The organism is Rhodopirellula sp. P2 (genome assembly GCF_028768465.1).
Classification (GTDB): Bacteria; Planctomycetota; Planctomycetia; order Pirellulales; family Pirellulaceae; genus Rhodopirellula.
The window spans coordinates 6,183,859-6,209,066 of the sequence record NZ_CP118225.1 but is presented as its reverse complement, the minus strand read 5'-3'; the positions used below and the strand labels follow the sequence as shown (position 1 = coordinate 6,209,066).

Genomic DNA, 25,208 nt, shown 5'->3' with positions numbered 1-25,208 from the left:
TCTAGCGAGGGCCGGTGTTGAAGACAGCTCGCGAGGGACGCGACAAATCAGCGGGCTCAATGTCAGGCAAGTGGAAGGCTTGGGTCGGGTTGGCCGCCAATTCATCACGCCGGGCCTTTTGACGTACCGCGACCAAGTAGTTCGTGACGGCGTTTCGCAGTCCTTTGAACTCATCGTTTTCGTTGAGTTCGGTTTTGTTGCGAGGTCGATCGATGCCCACGGTGAACACGGGGCCCAGCGAAGCATTCGGGCCAGGGTTCAACGGCACGATTCGGTCGGCGACCAGGATCGCTTCGTCCACATCGTTGGTGATCATCACGCACGTCTGTTTTTCCTCGCCCCAGATCTTCAGGATCTCGTCACCGAGTTGACCGCGTGTCAGTGCGTCGAGTGCGGAGAGCGGTTCGTCGAGCAGCAGAACTTTCGGTTTCAATGCCAAGGTCCTTGCCAGACTGGTTCGTTGACGCATCCCGCCAGACAACTCGTGAGGCCGGCGATGCGCTGCGTGGCTGAGTCCCACCATGTCGATGAACTTTTCGACGTGTTCGCGTCGTTGTTCTCGTGACCATCCTTTGAAAACGGCGTTGACCGACAAGGCGATGTTCCCTCGGACGGTCAGCCATGGCAGCAGCGAATAATTCTGGAACACCATGCCGCGGTCGGGGGATGGGCCCTTGATCGGCTCGTCATCCATCGTGATCGTGCCTTGGTCAGGAGCGATCAATCCGGCCAACAACTGCGTGAACGTCGTTTTGCCACTGCCGCTGAAACCCACCACCGCCAAAAACTCGCCCTCGCGAATGTTGAGGTTGATGTTCTGCAGGACTTCGTTTCGTGTCACGCCACTTCCGTACCCTTTGCAAACGCCACGCATTTGCATGATCGGCTGGGGAGCTGACGAGATGACACGACGGTCGGTCTGGGGCGTCGATTCGAGAACGAAGCTCATGTTGGCACGGCTGGATGAGAGGAGCGGAAAAAACGTGACATCCAGATTCAAACGGGCGAAGGATTGCCGAAGCTGACCAGGTTGCGGAAGAAGATCATGATGCGATCCAAGACCAATCCGATCATTCCGATCACGATCACACTGAACGCGATTCGTGCGTAGGTCAGCTCACTGCCGTTTTGGAATTCATCCCAGACGAACTTTCCAAGGCCAGGGTTTTGAGCGAGCATGTCGGCGGCAATCAAAACCATCCAACCCACCCCCAAGCTGATTCGCATGCCAGCGAACATCAGTGGCAAACTGGCGGGCAAGATGATCTTGGTCAGACGTTGCCACCATGAAAGACGAAGCACGTCAGCGACATTGATGAAATCTTTGTCGACACTGGCGACACCAAGCGTGGTGTTGACCAACGTGGGCCACAGCGAGCACAGGCAAACCGTCGACGCTGAGATCAGAAAGGCTTTGTTGAAAAACGTTTCGCCGCTGGCGTAGCCGGCGTAGTACCACATGATGACGATGAACGCCAAAGGCAACCAAGCCAGCGGGCTGACCGGTTTGAAGATCTGAATGAACGGCGTCATCGCCGCGTTGAACCACGGGCTCATCCCGCAGAGCACGCCCACCGGCACGGCAACAATGGTTGCCAAGAAGAAACCGAAGAACACCGTTTTGACACTCGTCCAGATTTGGTCGATGAATGTCGGAGCACTCGAGGGGGTGAAGTTGGCGGCGGCGAGGGCACGCTTCTTCAGTGCCATTGATTTGTCTTCGAGCAGCGTTTGCGTGTCACCCGAGGCGTTGGTCGCCGCGGCGGTGTAAGCGTTGGCTTCGGCCACGAGCTGAACGGCTTCGATCAGCTTCTCTTGCTTGGCAGCTTTGTCAGCGGCACGTTGGTCGTAGTGCATGGCAATCAGTTGTTTGCCCGCCGACCAAGTCGCTTGGGGGCTGGGAAGTTTGGCGCTGTCGGTCACCACCGTGGAGGCAGCCCCCGCCCATAGCATCAGGAACACACACACCGCACCGATCGGCAGCAGGATGAACTTGGCGATCCCAATGCACTGTTCGCGTTTGTCCTCGCCTGCTGCCAAGCGAACAAACGGTTCGAGAATTGGAAGTCCGGCCACATCGCAAAAACGGAGAAGATTGCCACGCCAATTCATCAGAGGATACGTCCAAAAAATGGTGAAAGATTGAATGCAATGAGGGGATTCGATGTGGGCTCGTGAGGGCCCGAATGTCGTGGCTATTTTTTTGCCAAGGACTCGTCGTCCTTGTTGCCAATTTCAAAGCTGTTGATGTAGCCAATCGGATCTTTCGCGTCGTACTGGTTCCCGTCGATGAACTCGGTCGTGACCGCTCGGTAACCGTCGTAGTCAGGAGCCGGGATCTCATTCGGATCCAGCTTGCCCTCGCTGATCAACAGCTCAGCAGCCTGGCGGTAGATCTCGGGGCGGTAGACCTGTTTGGCCGTCTCGGCGTACCAACTGGCCGGTTTCGATTCGGTGATTTGTCCCCAGCGTCGCATTTGAGTCAGGAACCAAATCGCGTCGCTGTAGTGCGGGTAGCTGGCTTCGTGTTTGAAGAACACGTTGAAGTCGGGCATTTCGCGAACGTCGGTTGATTGAAAGACGAACGTGCCCATCATTGAGTTGCTGATCACTTCCTTTTCCGCTCCGACGTAATCCTTGCGGCTGAGGATGTCGACGGCTTCTTCTCGGTTGATCAGTTTGCCTGTCGCGTCGGTCGCATCCAGCCATTTGCCGGCTCGAATCAAGGCCTTGATCACAGCCAGGTGAGTTTGTGGATGTTCCTCCGCCCACGATTCCGCGACGCCGAAAACCTTTTCCGGGTTGTTCTTCCAGATGTCGTAGTTGGTGATGACGGGGACCCCGATGCCAGTCACGACCGCCTTTTGATTCCATGGTTCGCCAACGCAGTAACCTTTGACGATGTCAGCTTCGAGGTTCTGTGGCATTTGCGGTGGCGGAACCGTCGACAATTTGACTTGCGCGTCGGTGAAGCCTTTGATGTCCGATTCGGTGTACATGCCGGGGTGGATCCCCGACGCGGCCAACCAATATCGAATCTCGTAGTTGTGAGTGCTGACAGGGAACACCATTCCCATTGGGAACGGTTCACCGGCATCCTGCAGGTATTCGTCAACGATTGGCTTCAGGCTGGCTGCACTGATGGGGTGCTTGGGGGTCGGGCTTTGGAGGGCGGGATCGTTCTCCTGCATCTGGGCCCAGACTTCGTTGCTGACCGTGATCCCGTTGCCGTTGTAATCCAGGCTGTAGGCGGTCACGATCGGCGACTTGGTCCCAACACCGATCGTGGCACCGATGGGTTGGCCGGCCAACATGTGAGCTCCGTCGAGTTGCCCGTTGATGACATTGTCGAGCAGGATCTTCCAGTTTGACTGGGTTTCGAGCGTCACGTTCAGGCCTTCATCATCGAAGTAGCCCATCTCCTTCGCGATCACCAAGGGGGCACAATCGGTCAGTTTGATGAACCCGAAGGTCAGGTCAGACTTCTCCAAATCCAGCATCTCAGCGGTGGCTGTTGGATCGACACTGACTTCGATCTTGCTGATGTCCACCTTGGATGCGGCGGCTTCCAGATCGGCCAGCGTGATCGTGGAATCACTGCAACCGGTCATCAGTCCAACCAGGGCAATGCAGCCGAGAGCCAGGAGCTGATTGATCTTGCCGGCAACGGTTGCCGGCAGCGATCCGGTGGCACGTTGGAAACGGGGAGCTTGTTGGTCCTGAGTTTGTCCGCTTCGAGTGGACGGGGGCGAATCCGATGAAATAAACGGGGTGCTTTCCGATTCAAGGCAAAAGCCGGAAGGGCAAAGAGGCATGAGGAAAACTATCCGTCGAGAAGAGAGCTGATGACCGTGTGCAATAAAGTGGCGTCGGTGATGCAGCTTTTGCAGTTCGCAACCGTCATGCCATCTGCACGGGTGCGAAATGAGGCTGCGGTCGGAAGGGTGCCTGAGAGGTCGGTGGGTGCCTTGCAAGGGCGTGTTGTGGCTCTTTCGGGGTTTGCGGGCTGCGTTGGAAATCTCTTGGGTTGTTGGGGGTGCCCAATGATTCAGCACCCCAATGGGTGGCCTGCCTGTTGATTGGGCAGCAGGACCGGAGGCTCCGATCAGGTCTGGCGAAGAGTCGTGAGACGTTCCAGAGGATGCCGATTCTTGAACCCTTCGAATGCATCGGGGATGCGGTCTGCCAGGAACCGTCAGCAGCGCTGGTCGGACCTCCGACATCGGTGAGTTTGAGCGTTGCGCCGATTGAGCATGTCCAGCGAGGGTGCATCTTGAGCCACCTCGGGTTTGGCGATGCAGCGTCACTTTGAATGCGCCGATAGCCAAAAAGGATCGTTCTGCAGGCCCGGATGTTGATTCCGAATCATCTCTGAACTCATTGCCGTTCCTTTTTCTCCAGGCGGAAGAAACGAGGACGATCCAGTGCACGATCCGGATGATCCGAACTTTCAATCAACTCCATGATGGAGAAACAACTCGATGTCCAAACGCCACTGGAAGCGCCGTCTTTTGAGTGCGATCGCGGTCGCAACCGCGGCCATTTCAACTCACGTTCATGCTCAGGACTCTTCCGGTCTCGAGCCGGTGGAAGTCCTGGTCTTTCAACAGGACTCGGGGGCGCTGACCGATCCCGGCCCATCCCCAACTGCGTCGAGCGAAGCGCCCGCGAATACTTCGATTGTGGAACCGCAATCGCAGATCGCGGATCCTGTGGTGGACTCGTCCGCCTACTCGGACGCCTACGCTTCCTACTCAGCGCCCTGCACCTGCTGTGCAAACGGACGCTGCACGAAGAAAAAGAAAGAAGCCGCGACGGCAAAAATGAAAGGTGCCTACCAAGGCGTCTTCTACGCCAACGACTTCAGCTACTTGGATGATCCCTGCTACGACGGACCGTCCTTCTTTGGCGATTCGCTGAAGGGAATGTTGGACGGGACCTTGGACGTTGGTGGCGAAGCACGAGTTCGCTATCACAGTGAGAACAATCACCGTGGCTTGGGGATCACCGGCAACGACGATAACTTTTGGTTGACTCGCTATCGGATGTTCGCGAACTGGCATTTGTCCGAGAACGTCCGGTTCTACGGTGAGTACTTGTACGCTGATTCCGGCGGCGAGACGTTCGCCAGTCGTCCAATCGAGGAGAACCGCGGGGAAGCTCAGAACCTGTTCCTCGAAGCGCAGTTGACGGACAATTTGTCAGTCCGCGGCGGACGTCAAGAGTTGTTGATGGGAGCTCAGCGATTGATCTCGCCATTGGATTGGGCCAACACCCGTCGCACGTTTGACGGTGTGCGTGCGACCTACGCCAACCAAGATGGTTCTTTGGAGGCGTTCTACACGAATCCCGTCCGGCGGACCGCTGCTTACGACGATCGCTGGGATGCCACCAATTCCGACGTGGATTTCTTTGGTGTCTACATGACACGCAAAGACACCTGGTTGGGACAGTGGGAAAACTACTACCTCGGTTTGAACGACGACGCGAACAATTTCGACTACCACACGATTGGCAGTCGCATTGTTGGCAAGACTGGTTCGAACTGGTTGTATGAGTATGAAGGCGGCACCCAGTTTGGGACCAACAGCGATGGAACCGACCACAGCGCCGGGTTCTTCACCGGAGGCCTGGGACGTCAAGTCGCGATGACGAACGATTGGAAACCAACGTTCTGGATGTGGTACGACTACGCTTCCGGTGGTGACGATGAACTTCGCGGTGGCGATGGTTTCGATCACATGTTCCCGCTGGCTCACAAGTACTTGGGATTCATGGACTTGTTTGGTCGTCGTAACATCCACGACATCAATGCTCAGTTCGTCACGCCGTTCTTTGGCGAGAAGGTCAAACTGGTTCTGTGGTATCACTACTTCATGTTGGACGAGAAAACCACTCCGTTCAACGTGGTGATGAACCCGTCCAATCCCGGCAACACGGCCGGCGATCGTGAACTGGGACACGAGATTGATGTCCTGTTCCAAGTTGCATTGAACCCTCGCAACAGTGCTTTGATCGGGTACTCGCACTTCAATTCAGGCAAGTACTACAGCACGACGGCCGGAGTGCAAAACTTGGACGCTGACTTCTTCTACTTCCAGTATCAGACGCGATTCTAAGCAGGTACGGAGGTGTCATCGGGTATGTGAGCCGTCTGGCGTTAGCCACGGTTCCCACGCAAAACCGGGGCTAACGCCCAAACGGCTCACAAGGTGAAACCCAATCATTCCTGCGTACCTGCTTGAGCCACGTCTCTGGAAGCGGAACTACAACTTGATCGCTCGATGTGTCTCACATCGAGCGATTTTCTTTTGCCTGGACGGTTCTCTCGGTTGCGACGCAAGCATGCGCTCGATGACCTTGCAAGCCGACGTGACGGTGCGGTCAGGAAGATTTTTGCAACCCGCATCAGCCGTTAACGAGAACGTCACACTGGATTGGTACTCTTCGCTCGAATTCAAGTTCAAAGCGATGGTCGTTCAGCATTGGATTGCACTCCCGGGGTCAAGGATGGAAGTTCTTGATCACGCACGGTGACCTTTTTGACTGTGTTGAACTCAACGCTCAGTGGTTGTCCAAGGGGTCGACCGCTTTGTACGACGTTTGTTTGAGTTTGAACCGTTGGTATCACAAAACTTGGCAGCACCGAGATTGCAATCCTCACGGTCTGTGTGCGGTTTTAAAGGACCGCGTCAAACGTTGGATTCGCTTTGTGAGTGGCTTCGAAAACAGGATTCGGAACCACGCTAGAGAACAGGATTGCGATGGTGTGATCTGCGGACACATCCACACGCCCGACATCGTGACCGGCGATTCGATGTGGTACTGCAACACCGGAGACTGGATCGAGAACTGCACCGGGTTGGTGGAGCGTCACGATGGTCAATTGCATTTGGTTCGCCGCTATGACGAAGACCTGTTTCTTCGCCTTCCCTCTCAACGCGGGCCCTTGCGCCAAGGAATCCCAGTGAAAAAGGCAACCAGCCTGGACGAACGAGAACTCGTTGCGGCGAGCGCCGGAACGGCATCCCGTGTTTACGCGGCGTGATGCGTGACACGCAACCAAACTCCAACTCTGATTGAAAGACAACTTCGTATGGTCGCAAATTGGCTTGGCAACAAGTGTTTCAAGGTCGTTCACCAAAAGAACCTCGTCTACAACACATGCTGGGAGGACCCTCGCATTGATCGTCAAGCACTTTCGCTGGGGGCCGATGATTCGGTGCTGGTGATCACGTCCGCCGGTTGCCATCACTGCTGAAGGTCGCGGCCGAACGAGTCGAGGAACGCGGGCTGAACAACGTGATGCTGCATCACGCTGACGCGACCAAATTCGAGCTGCCGGAAAACAGCGTGGACGTCGTCACGTTTTCGTATTCGCTGACGATGATTCCGGACTGGTTCGAGTCGATTTTGATCGCCCGGCGGATTCTCAAACCCGGTGGTCGGATCGCGGTGACGGACTTTCACGTGTCGCGGAAGCACGCAGCAGCGGGCAGTCGTCAACACGGATGGCTGCGGCGGACATTTTGGTCGCTCTGGTTCGCTGCGGACAATGTGTCCTTGTCCAGCGACCATCTGGCCATGTTGAACCGGCAATTTGAAATGGAACGTTGCGAGGAGCGACTGGGAAGCGTTCCCTACATGCCGCTCCTGAAGGCACCCTATTACCTGTTTCTTGGCGGGAAACCAGCCGGCTGAGGAGCGGTGATGCTAGCGTTTGCTCACCAAGCCTTGGACCAGCTGGCGATGACCGAGTAATCGGTTTCCAGTTGGATTCCGTCCAGGTCTTGAGCGATGGTGGGGACAAACTCGAAATTGAAGTAGTGGCCGTGAGCCATCACCTGGGTGCCGATGCCGAGGTTGTACCAGTAACCGCCTCGGAACTCTTCGACGTTGGTGGAGATCACCAGATTGTCGGCTGCGGGATCGGAGCCGTCATAGTCGGTCCGCCACAGGTGTTCGCCGCGGAGCGACACCGACCAATTGTCGGTCAGCAGAACGCTGGTCCAGGAATTCAACCGGAATTCGTCGCTGACGCTGTAGCCGCGATAGTTGCGGCCGATCGGCAAATCCGTTTGGAACTGAACACCGCCACTCCACCATTCGCGGAAGTATTTCCATGTCACGCCTGGACGAGCGTTGAAGGTGCCGCTGCCGAGCCGCATGGGGTAAGGCATTGGTTGCGACATCATGCCACCCGTCGGTGCAGTCGTTTCACGATAGATGTCACCGGTCGGGACCGAGCATCCCAGATTGAACAGCAGGTCTTGTGATTCAGTGCTGTAGAGCCGGAGCAACGCGCCGAGCGAGGTGTCACCAAAGCCACTGTTGTGCGTCGTGAAGTCTCCACCGCGACCAGCCGGGTTTCCGTCGCCGCGAATGTGGTCCATGGTTAGCGCGGGCATCATCAACATCGTGTACAGCGTGATGTCATCTGACGCGCCGTACATGATGTGCGCCATGTGCATTTCCATGGTCATCTGAGTCGGTGTGGCCCCGCCGTTGGTTTGGATACCATCGACCACAATGCCACCGGGAGGTCCCGCCGGCCCGATCGCATCTTGGTCGCTGATGGTGGTTTCACCGATGCGATTGTCTTCCATGGACATGACCATGTACTTGTACTCGACCATCCACTCGCCCTTGTCGTGCAAGTGATCGCCCATGATTCCGGCGGGCGCGTGCTTGTCCGCCAAACTCTTTCGGCCGGGATGATCCGCATGAGCAACAGTAGAGAATAAAGCGAGAAAAACACTTGTTGCTGTGAAACGGAATCGCATATCGAACATCCTGGGGACAATGAAGACATTCCCTTGAATCGGAAGAATTGGGACGAGCCCACTGTTCAGTTTGCTCGGGACCCACTACCCGCATTGGCCGCAAGGTTTGACATTGAAACGAGAGTCAGGTGTTCAACCGTCGAGGAATCAGCTCTCCGTAGGCAAACGAGCGTTTTGTTGTGTGAGTGTCTGCTGCAACTCTCGCTGAAGTTCAGCCGCGAGTTCCGGTTGTTGAGCTGACAGGTCCTGCTGTTCCCCCATGTCGTTGGTGAGATCGTAAAGCTCGACGCGATCATCCTCGGCGAATTGCAGCAATTTGTACTGGCCGCGACGAATGGCTGACTGGGGGCGAGTTCGGCTGGTCGCGAAGTCATCGATGCCGATCGAGTCGGGAGCCTTGGCGAAGCCGGTTTCAGGATGGTAGTACGGGAAGTGCCAGATCATGGAACGCTTGTTGGATGTCGGTTGGGACTTGCCAACCATCCAGCCGGCAGCGCTTTCACCATCGCACTCCGGTGGATTGCCACCCGCCCATTCCACCATCGTGGGCAGCAGGTCGTATCCGACGACGGGCTGATCCATCATGGTTTGCTCCGCGATTTTGCCTGGCCAACGCACCAGCATGGGCACACGAATGCCACCTTCGTACAAATTCCATTTCGATCCACGCAGCGGTGCATTGGCGGTGTACTCCGGGTGCCCGCCGTTGTCGGAATAGAACACCACAATGGTTCGATCAGCTTCGCCGGATGCCTCGAGTGAATCGAGGATCTGCCCGACATGGTGATCAAACGTCTCCACGAAGGCAGCGTACTCGATTCGGTTCTTGCGCTTCTTCGAATTCGAAGGCACCCGAGCGTCGTACTTCTTTCGCAGCCATTGGCAGGGCGTGCGGACGGGTGTGTGGACGTAGAACGAGGACGCCATGGCGAAGTACGGGCGATCGTGTTTCTTTCGAAGGAAGGCACCGACTCGGTCGACCATCGAATCGGAGGCAAAGCTGCCTACCTCGGTGATCGTTTCGACGGGCGAGCGTTTCCAGTTGTATGGGTGCGCCCCGTAGTCTTCCTCCGCCACCTCGAAGCCTTGCTTCTTGGGCCCGTGCGTGGGACTCCACCCGAGGTAGCGCTCATGGTGCGAACTGACATGCCACTTGCCGAAGAACGCCGTTTGGTAACCTTCGCCGTTCAAACATTCAGCGATCGTTCGCTCTTCAAGCGGCAGGTTCAACGTCAGCGGAGGTGCTGACAAAGGCGTCGGGAAATCGATCTTTTGTTGCCCCGGTTCGTCCTTGGTGACGAACTCAAAGTGCAAACGTGCAGGCGTCTTGCCGGTCAAGATTGATGCGCGGGATGCGGAGCAGATCGGGGCGGACGCGTAGGCTTCTGTGAAGCGGGCCCCTTCGGACGCCAGTTGATCCAGGTGCGGTGTGTCGTGCCAGGGATGGCCGTAGCATCCCAGGTCCGACCAAGCCAAGTCGTCGGCTAAAATGAACAGGATGTTTGGCTGATCGGCAGTTTCCGCTACCGCGAAGGAGGGGGCCAGCGAGGTGCAGCCGAGGACGACTGCAGCAGCCCACGCAAAAAAGGTTGGCTTTGACATTTGGGATGAACGAGTGGGGGGGGAAGGTGCGGGGAAACGCGGTGGGGACACTGGTGTTGCCGTTCCATCATGAACACCTGTGAGGCGACGTCGAGCGGGAGAATCGTTTTCCAACTTCTTTGCCGCTGGAGTCGCTAGCATCTTGGGAATGAGCGTCGGTGTCAAATAAACTGTTGGCCAACGATCATCCCGCCTTTCCCTGCCATCACACCCCGCCTCATCATGCCCACCTCCATTCTTTCAGCGGTTTGCTCCACCGTTTGGTTGCCTTTGATCTTCTTGGTTGGCGGCGGAGTGTTGAATGCCGCTGAGTCGAGCAGGCCGAACATCGTGGTCATTCTGGCGGACGACATGGGCTACGGGGACATGGGATGCATGGGCAGTCAAACCTTGCAAACACCAAATTTGGACCGCTTGGCCGAATCCGGTGTGCTGTGCTCGCAAGCCTACGTGACCAGCGCGGTGTGTTCACCGTCGCGAGCCGGCCTGTTGACGGGACGCGACCCGCGGAGGTTTGGCTACGAAGGCAATATGAACGCTTCGGCGGCGAACTACGCGACTCGTCCAGAATTGCTGGGATTGCCGATCAGCGAAAAAACGTTGGGCGATCATCTTGGTGCGGCAGGGTACGCGACCGCTTTGATCGGGAAGTGGCACTTGGGGATGGGGGAAATGCACCATCCCAATCGACGAGGCTTCGATCATTTTTGTGGCATGCTCACGGGCGGTCATCACTACTTTCCAACGACGATGAATCACGTCATCGAACGCAACGGGCAGCGAGTCGAGGATTTTTCCAGTGAGTACCTGACGGACTTCTTCACCGACGAAGGGTTGCGGTTCATCGATCAACACGAAGCTGCGAAACCAGACCAGCCTTGGTTCGTGTTCTTTTCCTACAACGCACCGCACACGCCGATGCATGCCACCGAAGCGGACTTGGCACGCTTTGCAAACATCGAGAATCAACGACGACGAACCTACGCCGCGATGATGTTCGCGCTCGATCGAGGGGTGGGCCGAATTCGGGAGCACTTGGAAGCTTCCGGCCAATGGGACAACACGCTGCTTGTTTTCTTTTCGGACAACGGTGGCGCGACCAACAATGGCAGTTGGAACGGACCGCTTCGGGGAGTCAAGGGATCGATGCGAGAAGGCGGGATTCGCGTTCCAATGATTTGGACATGGCCGGCCAAAATCCCTGCGGGAACGCGGTGCGACGGGGTGACCAGTTCGCTGGATCTGCTGCCGACCTTTTGTGCTGCTGCGGGGGCTGAACCGCTGGGACTTTCTGATCCGATGTCGCACGAAGACGCAACCAATCGAAAGCGGATGAATCGTATGGTTGGTCCGCATGATGGAATCGACATGACGGCTCACTTGATCGACGGCAGCCAGCCACCTGCACGACGACTGCACTGGCGATTGCAGGGGCAAGCGGCGATCTTGGATGGCAGCCACAAATTGGTGCGTCCCTCGCATCGCCCCGCGGAACTGTTCAATGTGGCCAACGATGTTTCAGAAAGCGACGACTTGTCGGCGCAGCAACCCGAACGAAGGAACGAACTGTTTCGCGAGTTGGGGGCTTGGGAATCGATGCTGACGACGGTCCCGCTGTGGGATTCGTCGCCCTTTTGGTCTGGTCAATCCGCGAAACACTATGACGCTTGGGAACCACGGCCCGAGCCGCCAGCGGCCGACTGATGCTTTCCATTTGTATTTGAAATCCCCACTTCTTCCTCGGACGTATCCATGAGTATGAAACCACGAGCGAAACATTGTTTTTCAGTGGCCTTGTCATTGTTGGTCGGCTGGTCGCTGCCTGCTGGCGCCGCGGATCCTGAACCGGTGGACTTGGTCGTCTACGGTGGCACCTCGGCTGGGATTGCCGCCGCGGTACAAGCCCATCGGATGGGCAAGTCCGTGATCGTGATCGAGCCCAGTCAACGTGTCGGTGGTTTGACAACCGGTGGGTTGGGGCAAACCGACATTGGCAACAAAGCCGCGATTGGTGGGATCGCTCGCGAATTTTACGAAGACATCGCGGCACACTACGAAGATCCCTCCGCTTGGAATTGGCAGCGTGCAGAAGAGTATCGAGGCGATGGCCAATCCAAGACCGCCGCGGGGGAATCCGCGATGTGGACGTTCGAACCCAGCGTCGCGTTGTCGGTCTATCAAGATTGGATTGAGCGGGATGGCATCCGGGTCGACTACGGCAAACGACTGGACCGTTCCTCGGTGAGGATGACTCGCAGTCTGCCAGCCCGGATCATTGGGATTCGGATGGAATCGGGGGAAACGTATCGGGCAGCGATGTTCATCGACGCCACTTACGAAGGCGATTTGTTGGCCGCCGCCGGTGTCAGTTACACCGTGGGCCGGGAAGCAAACGAGCAGTACGGCGAAACACTCAACGGCGTGCAGACCAAAATGGGGATTTATCACCAGTTGCGAAAAGGCATCGATTCCTCGGTCGTTCCCGGTGACCCAAGCAGTGGGTTGCTCCCGCATATCGACCCCAACGGGCCGGGGGAAGAGGGAGCCGCGGATCATCGCGTGCAAGCCTATTGTTTTCGGATGTGCTTGACCGATCACCCCGAGAATCGCATCCCGTTTCACAAGCCAGAGGGCTATCAACCGCTGTGGTACGAGCTGATGCTTCGCAATTACGAGGCCGGTGAAAATGCGGCCCCATGGATCAACTCCGGGATGCCAAATCGCAAAACCGACACCAACAACCGGTTGGGATTCTCAACCGACTTCATCGGTCAAAACTACGACTACCCCGAAGCGAGCTATGAAGAACGCGAGAAAATTGTTGCCAAGCATCGGTTGTATCAACAAGGGTTGATGTGGACGCTGGCCAATCACCCCCGTGTTCCCGAGAACGTGCGCAAAGAAGTGTCTCGGTGGGGCATGTGCAAAGACGAGTTTGAAGAGGGCAATGGCTGGCAAGACCAACTCTACATTCGCGAGGCTCGGCGGATGGTCGGCGAGTACGTGATGACTCAGAAGAATTGCCAAGGTCTGCCGGTCGAAGACCCAATCGGATTGGCGGCCTACACGATGGATTCGCACCACCAACAACGCTACATCGATGAGAATGGTCACGTGCGCAACGAAGGCGATGTCCAGGTCGGTGGTTTCCCGCCGTACGGCATCAGCTACCGGTCGTTGGTTCCCAAACGACGTGAGGTTTCCAATTTGTTGGTTCCCGTTTGTTTGTCCGCATCGCACATCGCTTTCGGATCGATTCGGATGGAACCTGTGTTCATGGTGCTCGGGCAAACCTCCGCAACCGCAGCAGCCATGGCGATCGACGACCAAGTCGCGGTTCAAAATGTTGACTACGAACGTTTGGCAGCGCGTTTGGTAGAAGACAAGCAAGTGCTGGCTTATGCCGGTCCCAAACCCAAGCCTGGAATCGATCCAAAGTCGCTCGATGGGATTGTCGTCGACAACTCACAAGCAAAGACGGAAGGCGGTTGGATCCCCAGTCGTTCGACCGGCAACCGAGTCGGGATGGACTATCTGCACGACAGCAACGTCAGCAAAGGAGAGTGCGTGGCGGTGTATCAGGCCTCGTTGAAACAACCGGGACGCTACGAGGTGCGGTTGCTGTGGCCGGCGCATTCCAACCGAGCCAGCAACACGATGGTGAAGATCACCGACGCCGCTGGGGAACAACACGAACGGCGTGTGAACCAACGGGATGCGAAGTCCGGTGGCCGTGCCAAACTGGGGGAATTCGATTTGGGAACGAATGCGATCGTCGAGATCCGAAACGATGATTCCGATGGCTATGTCATCGCCGACGCAGTGCAGTTCGTTCCGGTTGACAGTGCTGGCGAATGAGGCGACAGCCCACACGCCACCGGGGGCGTCACCGCAATGCCATCTACTTTAGAACCAATCGAGGGGATTTTATTAGCGGAACGGCGCAAGCCGTCCGGTAAATCGTCGGTGTTTTCCGGTGCGTCACCGGACGGCTCGCGCCGTTCCGCTACAAAGTAGATGGCATTGGGCGTCACCGGACGGTTCGCGGCCTGCCGCTCACCGTTGAAAGTCATGCTGCCTGTTGCGACTGAATCGTCGTCTCCGTTTCCCCTCAGGCACCGTCGCTGAGGTCGAGGTGATTGCCGTAGCGGCGGAGGACTTGAGACTTGAGATCTTCCAGGCCTTCCGATTCCATCTCAGGGTCTTGGTCGATCCAGTCGTGAGCCATCTCGCGAGCGACTTGTAGAATCTCGACATCGCGGTGCAAGTCCGCGATTCTCAAGCGAGCGTCACCGCTTTGGCGTTGGCCCAAAACGTCGCCAGGCCCTCGCAGGCGAAAGTCTGCTTCAGCCAATTCAAAACCATCCAGCGTTTGCTCAAAGACTTTCAATCGCTCGTCTTCTTGTGGTGGTTTGTCACCATCGACAAACACGCACACGTGCCCCGCATGAGTGCCGCGGCTGACTCGGCCGCGAAGTTGGTGCAACTGAGCCAGCCCAAACCGGTTGCCGCCCAAGATCGCCATGACGGTTGCGTTGGGAACATCGATCCCAACTTCGATCACGGTGGTGCTGACCAAAACATCCAGTTCCCCTTCTGCAAACGACTCCATCACGCGTTGCTTTTCATCCGAGGGCATGCGGCCATGCAACAATCCGACTCGCAATCCTTTCAGCGGCCCTGTGCGAAGCTGTTCATAGGTCGCGTGCACCGACGTGATGTCTTCGGCGGGCGGTTCAGCTGGATCGATGAGTTCTGAAAGTTCTTCGTCCGCGGTTTCGACTTCCGGTCCGACGCGTGGAGCCACCACAAAGGCTTGCCGTCCTTCCGCCACACGTTCTTTGACGAATGACCACCAGCGATCACGCCAACTGTCACCGGCCAAGTACGTGTGCACCGCACCACGACCGGCCGGCTTTTCACGCAACGTGCTCAGGTCCACGTCGCCGAACTGGGTCATTGCGACACTGCGGGGGATCGGTGTGGCGGACATCACCAAGTAGTGCGGGTCAACGCCGCCATCGCGAAGCGTCACCCGTTGCTTGACACCAAACTTGTGCTGCTCATCGATCACGCACAGCCCCAAGCGATGGAACTCGACGCCATACAGCAAGGCTTGGGTGCCGATCACGATGTCCACTTCACCGCTTCGGATTTTCTCGACGGTGTCACGTCGCTCGGCCGCACCCAGCGATCCGCACAGCAAACCGATCCGCACGCGACTGTCCGCCAGCATCCGCTGAAGCGTCGCGTGGTGCTGCCTCGCCAGCACTTCCGTCGGGGCCATCAAGGTGGCTTGGTGTTCTCCCGCGACGGCGACCAGCATCGCGAAAATTGCGACGACGGTTTTGCCGCTGCCGACGTCGCCTTGCAGCAATCGGTTCATCGGAAACTGACGAGCCATGTCGGCTGCGATCACGTCCATCACACGGCGTTGATCGCCGGTCAATTCAAAGGGGAATCGCCGCAAGATCCGATTGCGAACCGTGGCAGAACACTCCAGCGAGGGTGCCCGCAGTTCGCTGGTCAGCGATCGACGCCTCATCGCCAGGGCCAACTGCATCACCAGCAACTCTTGAAACACCAGCCGAGTTTGTGCTGCGGACAGGTCGGCTTCGCTTTCCGGCAAATGGATGCCTCGCAATGCCTCCGAAATACCGGGCAGCACGGCGGGCAATTCCATCCCTGCTGCGTTCAATCGTTTGGCAGCATCGGATCGCAACCGCTCCGGCAACACCTCGGTCAATTGAGCTGCCAGTTCTTGCACCAATGGACGAGCCAAACGCCGCAGATCGGATTGCTTGACGCCCTCGGTCAGCGGGTAGTTGGGCAGAATCAACCCGCCGGGCGCGTCTTCGTCCGGCAATTCGCCCTCTTGGACGACCTCGTATTGAGGATGCGTGAACTCCCATCGCAGTCCCGCCAACTTGGGAGTGCCACTGATTCGTACCTGCGTCTCGAACGTCAATTGCTCGGCGCGAAACGGTTGATTGAAGAACACGATTCGAACCGCGCCCGAATCATTTTCAACGATCGCGGCAAAGATCGATTTGCCGGGCGTGCGAGAGACCAACTCGGCATCGGTGATCGTCCCGATGAAGGTCGCCGGTTTCCCTTCCGCCAAATCCGCCACTTTGGTTGGCGGCGGCGGGAACGTGTGATTCCGCGGGAACAAAAACAGAATGTCGCGAGCGATTCGCAATCCCAACTTGCGAAGCTTGGTCGCTCGCGCCGGTCCAACGCCCGGCAAGTACTGAATCGGTGTGGTCAGCGTGAGCGTGGATTCGCTGCTGCTTGGCTCGCTCACGAAATTCAATCACCGAGGCGTGTAGTGAAACTGTTTGCTTTTCGAAAAGAACTCGACCGGGTTGTCATGCACGACCTTGCGAATCAAGGCTTCGTCCATCCCGCGACGTCGCATCGTGTAGATCAAATCAGGCACGGCGGTCGGTTTGCTGATGCCCCAATCGCCCGCCGAGTTGGCCAGCAATCGTTCACCCGCGTGGCGTTCAATCATATCGGCGGCACGATCGGGCGTGCACTTGGTGACCGGATAAAGCGTCATTCCGGCCCAGAAACCTCGGTCCAGCACTTCGCTGACGGTGTGTTCTTCGACGTGATCCACCAACACTCGGTCGGGATTGATGCGTGAGTCGTCACACAGCATGTCCAAGATCATTCGCGTGCCTTGGTACTTGTCTTCCAAGTGCGGTGTGTGAATCAAGATCGGTTGGTCGTACTTGATCGCCAATTCCATGTGTTCGAGGAACACCGTCGCTTCGTTCTTGGTGTTCTTGTTCAATCCGATCTCGCCGATCCCCAGCACACCAGGACGGTCGAGGAACTCTGGAATCATCGAGATGACTTCGCGAGACAGCGAAACATTCTCGGCTTCTTTGGCATTGATGCACAACCAACAGTAATGCTGGATGCCAAACTGAGCCGCACGCTTGGGTTCCACCGCGGTCAGTTGTTCAAAGTAATCGCGGAAACCGTCAACCGTGCCACGATCAAAGCCAGCCCAAAAGGCCGGCTCGCTGACGGCAACGCATCCCATTCGAGCGAGCGTTTCATAGTCGTCCGTCACGCGGCTGACCATGTGAATGTGCGGGTCGATGAAGTCCATGTTGCTGGTCAGTGATTCGGAGTGGTTTTCGGAGGGCAGTTGTGCGGTGTCAGCCAGTGGACATTTGGCTCACGTCGTGCTCGGCGTTCCCACACCGAGGTTGGTCTTCCAATCAGGGTCGTACTGGCGTGAGAACCAATGCTGAACCTTCGCGGCCCGGTCGGGATCATCGGCGAGCAACATTTCCATCGCATGCGTGAGCTGATCGCGACGCGGTGAAGGATCCTGGCCACCGGGAGCACGGTCCAGTCGGTCCAGGACCGCCGCCAGTTCCAACACTTTGGCTCGAACTTCCAGGTACGAGGCGTCCAGGATTTCGTCAGCGGTCCGTTGGCTCATGGCGCAGGTGTGTGGAGGGAGAAACGGTTTGAGAACGGGTGGTTACCCGTTCACGGCAACAACCCCGCAGATCAATTCAGGGTGTCAATTCAATTGTACCCGACAACTCATGGATTGGTTCTCAGCGTGGGCGCCTTTTTCCGGCAGGCCCGACTGCAATACCGGACTTGGTCCCAATCGCGAGCCCACTTCTTTCGCCAGGCGAACTCCCTCCGGCAGACCGGGCAGGTCTTCGTGGGCAGGTTCCGTTTGGCGTCCCGATGGGCGGACACATCACTCGCTCACGCATTCCAAAACATCGCAGCCAACCCATGGCCGCAATGTCTTGGGCACGTTGATCGTTCCATCGGCACGTTGGTGATTTTCCAAAATGGCGATCATCGCCCGGCCGGTCGCGATGGCGGTGCCGTTGAGAGTGTGAACGAAGTCCGTTCCCTTCTGGCCAGTCGTTTTTGACCGCACGTTCAAACGACGAGCCTGGTAATCGGTGCAGTTGCTGGTGCTGGTCACTTCCCCCCAGTCGCCTGATTCGCCACGTCCGGGCATCCAAGCTTCCAAGTCATACTTGCGATACGCGGGGCCGCCCAAGTCACCGGTTGCGGTGTCGATCACCCGGTAGGGCACTTCCAACGCGTCAAAGATTTCGCATTCCAGTTCACGCATCTCTTCGTGCATTGCCGTGCTCTGGTCGGGCAATGTGAACGCGAACATTTCGACTTTGGTGAACTGGTGAACGCGGTAGAGTCCCTTGCTGGCTCTTCCCGCCGCACCGGCTTCGGTTCGAAAACAGTGACTCAGACCGCAATAACGAAGCGGCAATTCTTCGCTGGCCAGAACTTGTCCGCTGAGCATGCCGCCCAGGGGGATTTCCGCGGTCGCGACTAAATTCAGTTCCGTGTTTTCGATGCTGTAGATCTGCGTTTCAGGCCCACGCGGGTTGAACCCGGTGCCCTGCAGGACACTGGTCAGCGCCAGGTCGGGCGTCGAAACGGGCGTGAAGCCTTTGCCGGACAAGTGCGAAATCGCGAATTGTTGCAGCGCCAAATCCAACCGCACGGCGGCGTTTCGCAAGAAGTAAAACCCGGAACCAGCGACGCGGGCTCCCCCTTCGAAGTCGAACAAGTCATGTTTTTCGCCCAGCTGCAAATGGTCCAGCGGTTGAAAATCCAGTTTTGGCACCGGCGTTTTTCCGCGGCCAATTTCATTCGCGTCATGCTCGCCACCCTCGGGGACATCGGGGTGGGTCATGTTCGGAAGGAGGGTCTGCAGCTCGAGGATCTCGGCTTCCAAGCGATCTTGCTCGGCACCAGCGGCATCCTTTTGCTCGCGAAGGCTGCGACCTTTGGAAATCAATTCCTGACGCTCGTCATTGTCTTTGGCAGATTTGATCTGCTTGCTGACTTCGTTGGCTTGCCGATTGAGTTCCTCGGCTTGCTTCAGCGCTTCCATTCGCTCGGCTTCGAGACGGCAGATCGCGTCGACGTCGACGGAAACGCCTCGCTTGGCGGAATTTTCAGCGACAAGCTGGGCGTTTTGCAGGATGAATTTGCGATCGAGCATCGTGGTCAGTGGGGTGCGGGAAAATGGACAACTCTATTTCCCCACAACTTAGCGAAAGAACCACGATCGTCGCAGCCCAGGAAATTGTCGCGTTCGGAGGGCTGAGGGCCACGCCAGAAATCGACTGGATTGCTCCGCCGAGCCCACGTTGGCACCAAGGTGCGGACGGAGGCGTGGTGCGAACGGAGGCGTGGTGCGAACGGAGGCGTGGTGCAGACGGAGGCGTGAATTAGACGGAGGAGCGAATCAGTGGAGCGATCCACCCGCATGAGGCTAACGGTTCGCGGCGGTCACAACGTAGATCTGCTGGGTTGGGGCGACGATCAACACATACGTGTTCTTGGCGTTGTGGATTCGCAGTGGCACTTGGCTGGGCGAGGCAATCGGTTGGCCGTCGTAGCGAACCGGTGCAAATTCGACCGTGTGATCGCCAGTCGGCAATTCAGCTCGCAGAACCTGAATCTCTCGCGGCAGCAAACCCCAGCACCGGGTGTCGGCGGTTTCCGTTGCGGTCCAGGCGGTCGAGGTCGCGAACTGGAACATGGTTCCGGCCGGCCCGGTCAAACCGAGATTCTTGCGAGCGGAAGCGACCGCCAGTTCTTTGCCGCCCTGCCGTATGATGCCGCGAGCAATGGTCCACGGCATTTCTGCATCGACCTGTTGCTTCACCATGCCGGCCACATCCGTCAACGGCTGAGTCGCCCCGTGCAGTTCATACAGTGGCAGCGTGTCCGGCCCCGTGGGGATGTAGCTGGCCACGGTCACTGAAGCGACGTCGCTGGGAGGAATCACGACACTGGGAACTTTGACCGAAGTGATCTTGGGCAACGTGGCGACGTCGTCTTCTTTGTTGGCCTGATTCAGCACCAAAGCGTTGGCGACCGTCATCGCCGCCGTCGTGGCCGGGGCCTCAACCGCTTCCAACACCGGGCCGCGACCGACCAACGCAAACACATACAACGCACCGTGTCCGGGCTGGCTGTGCATGCCTTCGGTCGCGCGCTTCAGGTCATCAGCGGCGGGCAGGAAGCTGGGGCGAATCGCACTGACCAATTGATAGTTGCGACGCGCGTCATCGAGATCATGCAGGTTTTCTTCTCGCAACACGCCTCGCAGGTAGGGTGCCAAGGCCAGCTTCTGATGTGGATTCGCGGTCAGGGTGTCCGCGACGGCCTCACCGAACGCACTGCTGCGTCGCTCATCATGTTCCTGTTGCAATTTCGCCTGCAACATCGCGGCTTGATTGATGTAACTTTCCGCGTCATCGCCATCGCGAACCAGAGAACACATCGCCAACATCGTGCGGATCATAACCTGCTCATAGCCCGCCGGACGGAACTTGCGAGCGGTGTCGTCGGTCACCATCGCCGCCGCTTCGTGCAGCGGAGCAACCTTCAACGACGAGTCAAACTCATCTCGTAGTTCACGCAGTGTTTGTTCGGCGGACGTCGCATCGCCGACCGCCAGATCGACCATCGCCAAATCCAACTTGGCCGGCGTGGCAAATCGTCCGCGTCCCTGGGCGACTTTCGACAACATTTCCCGAGCGGTGTCGGGATCGCCCGCGGCGAACGCGTTGCGAGCCGTGTCGATGTGCGCGAGTTTTGTAGCGCAGCCCGCCAGCGTTGTTGGTAGCAACGCAGCGAACAACAGGAACGCTCGAAAGTCGTTCGCTGAGATCATCCGTCGGCTTGATCGAATAAGCCAAAGTTCCACCACTTGCCAGCTCGCGTGTTGTGATAGCCCTTGCGGATCTTCGATGACTCTTTGATGTAGTCACCCGTTTGCAGGTTGACCATTTCTAACGTCAGCAAGTAATCCCGCTGAGTTGACTTGTTGCGATCCGTCGTCCCCGATGTGATGGTCGCGTACAGCAAATAGTCGACCGGAGCTCCCTGTCGTCCCAAGGCTGCGGCGAAGGCACTTCGGTTCTGCGGCAGAAACAGCGAATCGGGTCGCAAACGTGTCTCCACCAGCGCTGCATCGACCATTCGTCGGCTGATGCTTCGGAAAGAGCTTCCGGAGTTGATTTGTGAATCGATGCGTTCGTAGAGCTGGTCCTTGAAGTCGACCAATTCCTCGGCGCTTTTGTTTTCGATTCCGATGAAACAAACTTTGGCGGGCCCCTGCACCAACGGACCGGCACTTGGAACCGCGACCTGCGATCCGATGATGGTCTCGCCCGTGGCGGGATCCACCATTGTTTCCATTGCCCCGGACGAGTGGCTGGCCATTTGGGCCGGAGTTCCATTGGCGGCAAATTGTCCCGGGAAGACGACCGCTTCGTTGGGTGGTGGGCAACGTCCCAATATTTTTGCGACCGCTTCATCGACCAGCGGATTCCAAGTCGCGGCCCCTGCTTCGTGGCTGCCAACCATGTCTTGATCGTCGCTGGCGAGCAAATGTCCGTACCGCCGCGAGGCGCATCCCGTGGCTCCCGCCCCCACAATGGCGACTCCCGCGGTCATCCGCAGCATGGCCGCCGCTAAAATTTTTCGCCGGGAAAGAAGTTCATCTGCAGAAGTTCGCACATTGGGATCCAAAGAGTTTTCTGCCGATTTGTCTTGAAAAATGCGATTCATCGCGGTTGTTCACCCGGTATTGAGTGGGCCGAATCAACGTCATTGACCGGAAAACCTGATTCAGAAAGTGTTCTGTCAGCGAATTTCCGAAAACAATTCCGGCTTGTCGGCTTGTGAATGCTGTGCCAGTTAGCAAAATGATCGACCCCACGTCGACCCGATCCTCGATGGAATCCTTGAAACCCCCACGGTTCACCAAACCGTTGCGGACTGCGAGAATCCCCCAGTTTCTCAAACTTCCATCCTCCACACCCGCATTCACTATCTGTTCATGCCTGCCACCCTGACCGCCCCCGTTGCTGATCCTGTTGCTCCCGTGAATTTGGGACTCGATGCAACCGATCCGCTTCTCCTGCCCGGCACCCTTTTGCCTGGCACTTCGGTGACTCCAGGTTTGGCACCCGCTCCGGGGCAAACCCCGACGATCGCGATTCCGAGCGTCAGCCCCACCATGGCGGACGAAGAAGAGGACGATGCGGAGGAACAGGAAGACAACGCGGATGCGGACGACACCCCCGGCGTCGGCGATGATCTCGACGACATCGATGATGACGTCGATGAATTTGACGACATCGATGAAGACGACTTCGACGATGATTTCGATGACGACTTCGAAGAAGAACTCGAGGACGACTACGAAATCGAAATCGACGACGAGATCAGTGCCGAGTTCGGCCTGAACACCGCTGGCGATGACAGCGAAGCGGGCTTGGACGACAACCTGGACGATTTCGAAGACTTTGAGTCAGTCGATTGAAAATCGTCTTCTTGACCGCCGGTGCCGCAGGGATGTACTGCGGCAGTTGCATGCACGACAACGCGATCGCCAAAGCGCTGCGTGCTGGCGGAGACGACGTTCTTCTTCAGCCGGTCTACACACCGATCCGGACCGATGAATCAACCATCGCGTCCAAGCAAGTTTTCTTTGGTGGCATCCATGTCTACTTGTTGCAGCAAATGCCGTGGCTGCGATGGTTGCCGCGTTGGACACGTTCCTGGATGGATCATCCCGGTCTGATCCGCAGGCTGACCCGCAAGGCAGTCAAAACAGACCCGGCCAAACTGGGCGCTTTGACGCTGTCGATGCTGCGAGGCGAACACGGGCGACAGTTCGAAGAAGTCAGCCGGATGGTGGATTGGTTGGTCAAGGACATCCAGCCCGACGCGATCATCTTCAGCAACCTGTTGATCGGTGGGGCGATCCCAACGATTCGCCGGCGGTTACCAAGCACACGCTTGGTCGTGACGCTGCAAGGCGACGACATCTTCCTGGATCACTTGCCCAATGACGCTCGCGCTCAAGCCATCGTGTTGTGCTCGGAGCTGGCCGAACAGGTCGACGTGTTTGTTTCGCACAGCGAGTTCTATCGCGACAAAATGGGAGCGTTGCTGGGGATTCCGCCTGATCGCTTTGATGTGCACCCGCTGTCAATTGACCTCGCACCGTTTGGTCGCCCGGAATCAAGCGACAGCCTCGCCGAGCCATCCAGCAAACTGGAGGATGAATTTCGCATTGGATACCTGGCACGCCTGGCACCGGAAAAAGGCTTGCACCACTTGGTCGATGCCTTCCTGCGAATTGGCGTGATGCCCGAGCACGCCAACGTCACGCTGCACGCGGCCGGATGGCTGGGGGAACACAACCGTGCCTACCTCGAGGAATTGCAATCTCGCGTTGCTGCGGCTGGCCTGTCCGATCGATTTGTGGTGCACGACAGCCCCGATCAACCAACCAAAATCAATCTGCTGCGGCAAATGGATGTGCTCAGCGTCCCGGCTCCCTACGAAGATCCCAAGGGATTGTTTTTGTTGGAAGCGATGGCCTGCGGTGTTCCCGTCGTCCAGCCCGACCATGGCGCGTTCACGGAAGTGGTTCGTTCCACCGGCGGCGGATTGTTGTTCCATCCGGAAGACACGGACGCGTTGGTCAGCGATTTGATCGGATTGAAAAACGATCCCGACCGACGCGCCAGCCTGGGCGAAACCGGACGCCAATCCGTCCACCAGCGGCACCACATCGAAGCCGCCGCGGACCAGATGCGACGCACCTGCCAGCAACGCTGATTCCGCGGCTGCGGAAAGAGTGGATGCGAGAAGGAATCATCCGTGGAAACTTTTGGCTCTCAGCTTGATCTACAATGGTGGCGTTCCCCACCCCTCTCGCCCCACCCCGAATGAGCCTCCATGAACTCGCGTTTTGCCCTGTTGTTCGCTTGGATTGTTGCCCTCGTCTCCACCGTCCCCGCTCAGTCCGCCTCTGCCCAGTCCGCCTCTGCTCAGTCCGCCTCTGCTCAGTCCGCCTCTGCTCAGTCCGCCTCTGCTCAGGCGCTCCGGCCCACCGGTCCGATCCAACAAGTCCACACCGGTTTCCAGTTCACTGAAGGTCCCGCCGCGACGGACGATGGCGCGCTGTATTTCACCGACATCCCTCACACCGCCATTCATCGTCTTTCCAAGACCGGCGAACTGTCGCTGCTAACCGATCAATCCAATCACTCCAACGGATTGTGGCCATTGTCCAACACCAAACTGTTGGCCTGCGAAATGGACGGTGCCGTGGTAATGCACGATCTGTCTGGCGACTCTCCCCAACGCATCGTGCTGGCCGATTCTTTTGCTGGCAAACGCTTCAACGCCTGCAACGACTTGGTCGTCGACAACCACGGTGGGCTGTACTTCACCGACCCGCAGTACCGGGCTCCGGAACCTTGGCCGCAAACCGAACGCTGTGTTTACTACGTCGCGACGTTTGAAACCGATCCCCAGGTCACTCGTTTGACTGGCGACATCGAGGCACCAAACGGAATCGGGTTGTCGCCCGACGGCAAAACGCTTTACGTGATCCCCTCGATGCAAGCCGAGATGTTGGCCTATGACGTGTTGGGGCCTGGCAAAATTGGTCCGGCGCGCGTCCTCTGCAAGGTGAAGCAGGTCGAAGGCGAAACCGCTCGCGGTGGCGACGGGATGGCCATCGACATCGAGGGCAACCTGTACATCACCACACATTTGGGTATCCAGATTTTCTCGCCCGAGGGGGAAGCACGGGGCGTCGTGGCGTTTCCCGAGATCCCTGCGAACGTGACGTTTGGCGGTCCGGAATTCAAAACCATGTTTGTCACCGCGAGAAAATCGCTGTACTCGGTGGAAATGCCGATCGAGGGATTCCGCGAGTTTCCCGCAAATTGATTTTGCAGGATCTGCGATGTTTCGCTACAG

At 57.6% G+C, this 25,208-nt stretch carries 20 protein-coding genes and 1 pseudogene; 9 read left to right on the top strand and 12 right to left on the bottom strand.

The window, feature by feature from the left end; genetic code table 11:
• Window position 1: 1 nt before the first annotated feature.
• The 3 genes from PSR62_RS21865 to PSR62_RS21855 form a co-directional block, all read right to left on the bottom strand.
• Window positions 2-1,000 carry an ABC transporter ATP-binding protein gene (locus PSR62_RS21865; RefSeq protein WP_338020104.1) on the bottom strand — a complete coding sequence of 333 codons (999 nt, stop codon included), beginning with the start codon at window positions 998-1,000 and terminating at the stop codon, window positions 2-4.
• Window positions 997-2,112, bottom strand: coding sequence for an ABC transporter permease (locus tag PSR62_RS21860; protein WP_274405095.1), 1,116 nt, complete (start codon window positions 2,110-2,112; stop codon window positions 997-999). The genes PSR62_RS21865 and PSR62_RS21860 overlap by 4 nt, the downstream gene beginning before the upstream one ends.
• A gap of 83 nt (window positions 2,113-2,195) precedes the next feature.
• Window positions 2,196-3,611 carry a CmpA/NrtA family ABC transporter substrate-binding protein gene (locus PSR62_RS21855; protein ID WP_443217457.1) on the bottom strand — a complete coding sequence of 472 codons (1,416 nt, stop codon included), beginning with the start codon at window positions 3,609-3,611 and terminating at the stop codon, window positions 2,196-2,198.
• A gap of 870 nt (window positions 3,612-4,481) precedes the next feature.
• On the opposite strand from PSR62_RS21855, the gene PSR62_RS21850 reads away from it, so the two are divergent.
• The 4 genes and pseudogenes from PSR62_RS21850 (at window position 4,482) to PSR62_RS21835 (ending at window position 7,701) form a co-directional block, all read left to right on the top strand.
• Complete coding sequence (locus PSR62_RS21850) at window positions 4,482-6,119, top strand: alginate export family protein (protein WP_274405093.1); 1,638 nt, start codon at window positions 4,482-4,484, stop codon at window positions 6,117-6,119.
• Between the two features lie 401 nt (window positions 6,120-6,520).
• A complete protein-coding gene (locus PSR62_RS21845; protein WP_443217317.1) occupies window positions 6,521-7,048 on the top strand; it encodes a UDP-2,3-diacylglucosamine diphosphatase in 528 nt (175 codons plus the stop codon).
• A gap of 48 nt (window positions 7,049-7,096) precedes the next feature.
• A pseudogene (locus PSR62_RS21840) lies at window positions 7,097-7,252 on the top strand (DUF3419 family protein); the annotation flags it as partial.
• A 2-nt stretch (window positions 7,253-7,254) separates the two neighbouring features.
• A complete protein-coding gene (locus PSR62_RS21835; protein WP_338020243.1) occupies window positions 7,255-7,701 on the top strand; it encodes a class I SAM-dependent methyltransferase in 447 nt (148 codons plus the stop codon).
• Between the two features lie 23 nt (window positions 7,702-7,724).
• On the opposite strand, the gene PSR62_RS21830 is transcribed toward PSR62_RS21835, so the two are convergent.
• Both PSR62_RS21830 and PSR62_RS21825 read right to left on the bottom strand, forming a co-directional pair.
• Window positions 7,725-8,792: a transporter gene (locus PSR62_RS21830; protein ID WP_274405090.1), complete on the bottom strand. Its 1,068-nt coding sequence runs from the start codon at window positions 8,790-8,792 to the stop codon at window positions 7,725-7,727.
• 138 nt (window positions 8,793-8,930) lie between these two features.
• The gene (locus PSR62_RS21825) at window positions 8,931-10,385 is read right to left on the bottom strand and encodes a sulfatase (RefSeq protein ID WP_274405089.1); all 1,455 of its coding nucleotides are present in this window, start codon (window positions 10,383-10,385) and stop codon (window positions 8,931-8,933) included.
• A gap of 222 nt (window positions 10,386-10,607) precedes the next feature.
• Between PSR62_RS21825 and PSR62_RS21820 the strand changes: the two genes are divergently transcribed.
• Window positions 10,608-12,089 carry a sulfatase-like hydrolase/transferase gene (locus PSR62_RS21820; RefSeq protein ID WP_274405088.1) on the top strand — a complete coding sequence of 494 codons (1,482 nt, stop codon included), beginning with the start codon at window positions 10,608-10,610 and terminating at the stop codon, window positions 12,087-12,089.
• Between the two features lie 48 nt (window positions 12,090-12,137).
• Window positions 12,138-14,243, top strand: coding sequence for an FAD-dependent oxidoreductase (locus PSR62_RS21815; RefSeq protein WP_274405087.1), 2,106 nt, complete (start codon window positions 12,138-12,140; stop codon window positions 14,241-14,243).
• Between the two features lie 253 nt (window positions 14,244-14,496).
• On the opposite strand, the gene recG is transcribed toward PSR62_RS21815, so the two are convergent.
• The 7 genes from recG to PSR62_RS21785 form a co-directional block, all read right to left on the bottom strand.
• Entirely contained in the window at window positions 14,497-16,692 is a 2,196-nt protein-coding gene (gene recG, locus PSR62_RS21810) for an ATP-dependent DNA helicase RecG (RefSeq protein ID WP_274405086.1), read from the bottom strand.
• Between the two features lie 9 nt (window positions 16,693-16,701).
• Complete coding sequence (locus PSR62_RS21805) at window positions 16,702-17,511, bottom strand: TatD family hydrolase (RefSeq protein WP_047815220.1); 810 nt, start codon at window positions 17,509-17,511, stop codon at window positions 16,702-16,704.
• Between the two features lie 69 nt (window positions 17,512-17,580).
• Window positions 17,581-17,850, bottom strand: coding sequence for a hypothetical protein (locus PSR62_RS21800; protein WP_274405085.1), 270 nt, complete (start codon window positions 17,848-17,850; stop codon window positions 17,581-17,583).
• Window positions 17,851-17,957: 107 nt separating this feature from the next.
• Entirely contained in the window at window positions 17,958-18,122 is a 165-nt protein-coding gene (locus PSR62_RS25820) for a DUF2256 domain-containing protein (RefSeq protein WP_443217316.1), read from the bottom strand.
• A 1-nt stretch (window position 18,123) separates the two neighbouring features.
• A complete protein-coding gene (serS, locus tag PSR62_RS21795; protein ID WP_274405084.1) occupies window positions 18,124-19,410 on the bottom strand; it encodes a serine--tRNA ligase in 1,287 nt (428 codons plus the stop codon).
• A gap of 273 nt (window positions 19,411-19,683) precedes the next feature.
• A complete protein-coding gene (locus tag PSR62_RS21790; RefSeq protein WP_274405083.1) occupies window positions 19,684-21,093 on the bottom strand; it encodes a COG3014 family protein in 1,410 nt (469 codons plus the stop codon).
• Window positions 21,090-21,992, bottom strand: coding sequence for a penicillin-binding protein activator LpoB (locus PSR62_RS21785; RefSeq protein ID WP_274405082.1), 903 nt, complete (start codon window positions 21,990-21,992; stop codon window positions 21,090-21,092). Before PSR62_RS21785 ends, PSR62_RS21790 begins: the two co-directional genes overlap by 4 nt.
• A 271-nt stretch (window positions 21,993-22,263) precedes the next feature.
• On the opposite strand from PSR62_RS21785, the gene PSR62_RS21780 reads away from it, so the two are divergent.
• From PSR62_RS21780 to PSR62_RS21770, 3 genes are all read left to right on the top strand, one after another.
• Window positions 22,264-22,749, top strand: a complete 486-nt coding sequence (locus tag PSR62_RS21780) for a hypothetical protein (RefSeq protein WP_274405081.1) — start codon at window positions 22,264-22,266, stop codon at window positions 22,747-22,749.
• Complete coding sequence (locus tag PSR62_RS21775; protein WP_274405080.1) at window positions 22,746-24,056, top strand: glycosyltransferase family 4 protein; 1,311 nt, start codon at window positions 22,746-22,748, stop codon at window positions 24,054-24,056. The genes PSR62_RS21780 and PSR62_RS21775 overlap by 4 nt, the downstream gene beginning before the upstream one ends.
• Before the next feature lie 120 nt (window positions 24,057-24,176).
• Window positions 24,177-25,178 carry an SMP-30/gluconolactonase/LRE family protein gene (locus PSR62_RS21770; protein ID WP_274405079.1) on the top strand — a complete coding sequence of 334 codons (1,002 nt, stop codon included), beginning with the start codon at window positions 24,177-24,179 and terminating at the stop codon, window positions 25,176-25,178.
• Window positions 25,179-25,208: the final 30 nt, after the last annotated feature.

Excerpts from the sequence above, each read along its gene's own strand:
- serS (WP_274405084.1), bottom strand. The coding sequence starts at position 19,410 with ATGCTCGATCGCAAATTCATCCTGCAAAACGCCCAGCTTGTCGCTGAA.
- PSR62_RS21800 (WP_274405085.1), bottom strand. The coding sequence starts at position 17,850 with ATGAGCCAACGGACCGCTGACGAAATCCTGGACGCCTCGTACCTGGAA.
- PSR62_RS21805 (WP_047815220.1), bottom strand. The coding sequence starts at position 17,511 with ATGGACTTCATCGACCCGCACATTCACATGGTCAGCCGCGTGACGGAC.
- PSR62_RS21850 (WP_274405093.1), top strand. The coding sequence starts at position 4,482 with ATGTCCAAACGCCACTGGAAGCGCCGTCTTTTGAGTGCGATCGCGGTC.
- PSR62_RS21855 (WP_443217457.1), bottom strand. The coding sequence starts at position 3,611 with ATGACCGGTTGCAGTGATTCCACGATCACGCTGGCCGATCTGGAAGCC.
- PSR62_RS21825 (WP_274405089.1), bottom strand. The coding sequence starts at position 10,385 with ATGTCAAAGCCAACCTTTTTTGCGTGGGCTGCTGCAGTCGTCCTCGGC.
- PSR62_RS21785 (WP_274405082.1), bottom strand. The coding sequence starts at position 21,992 with ATGAATCGCATTTTTCAAGACAAATCGGCAGAAAACTCTTTGGATCCC.
- PSR62_RS21830 (WP_274405090.1), bottom strand. The coding sequence starts at position 8,792 with ATGTTCGATATGCGATTCCGTTTCACAGCAACAAGTGTTTTTCTCGCT.
- PSR62_RS21820 (WP_274405088.1), top strand. The coding sequence starts at position 10,608 with ATGCCCACCTCCATTCTTTCAGCGGTTTGCTCCACCGTTTGGTTGCCT.
- PSR62_RS21860 (WP_274405095.1), bottom strand. The coding sequence starts at position 2,112 with ATGAATTGGCGTGGCAATCTTCTCCGTTTTTGCGATGTGGCCGGACTT.
- PSR62_RS21780 (WP_274405081.1), top strand. The coding sequence starts at position 22,264 with ATGCCTGCCACCCTGACCGCCCCCGTTGCTGATCCTGTTGCTCCCGTG.
- PSR62_RS21790 (WP_274405083.1), bottom strand. The coding sequence starts at position 21,093 with ATGATCTCAGCGAACGACTTTCGAGCGTTCCTGTTGTTCGCTGCGTTG.
- PSR62_RS21815 (WP_274405087.1), top strand. The coding sequence starts at position 12,138 with ATGAGTATGAAACCACGAGCGAAACATTGTTTTTCAGTGGCCTTGTCA.
- PSR62_RS21770 (WP_274405079.1), top strand. The coding sequence starts at position 24,177 with ATGAACTCGCGTTTTGCCCTGTTGTTCGCTTGGATTGTTGCCCTCGTC.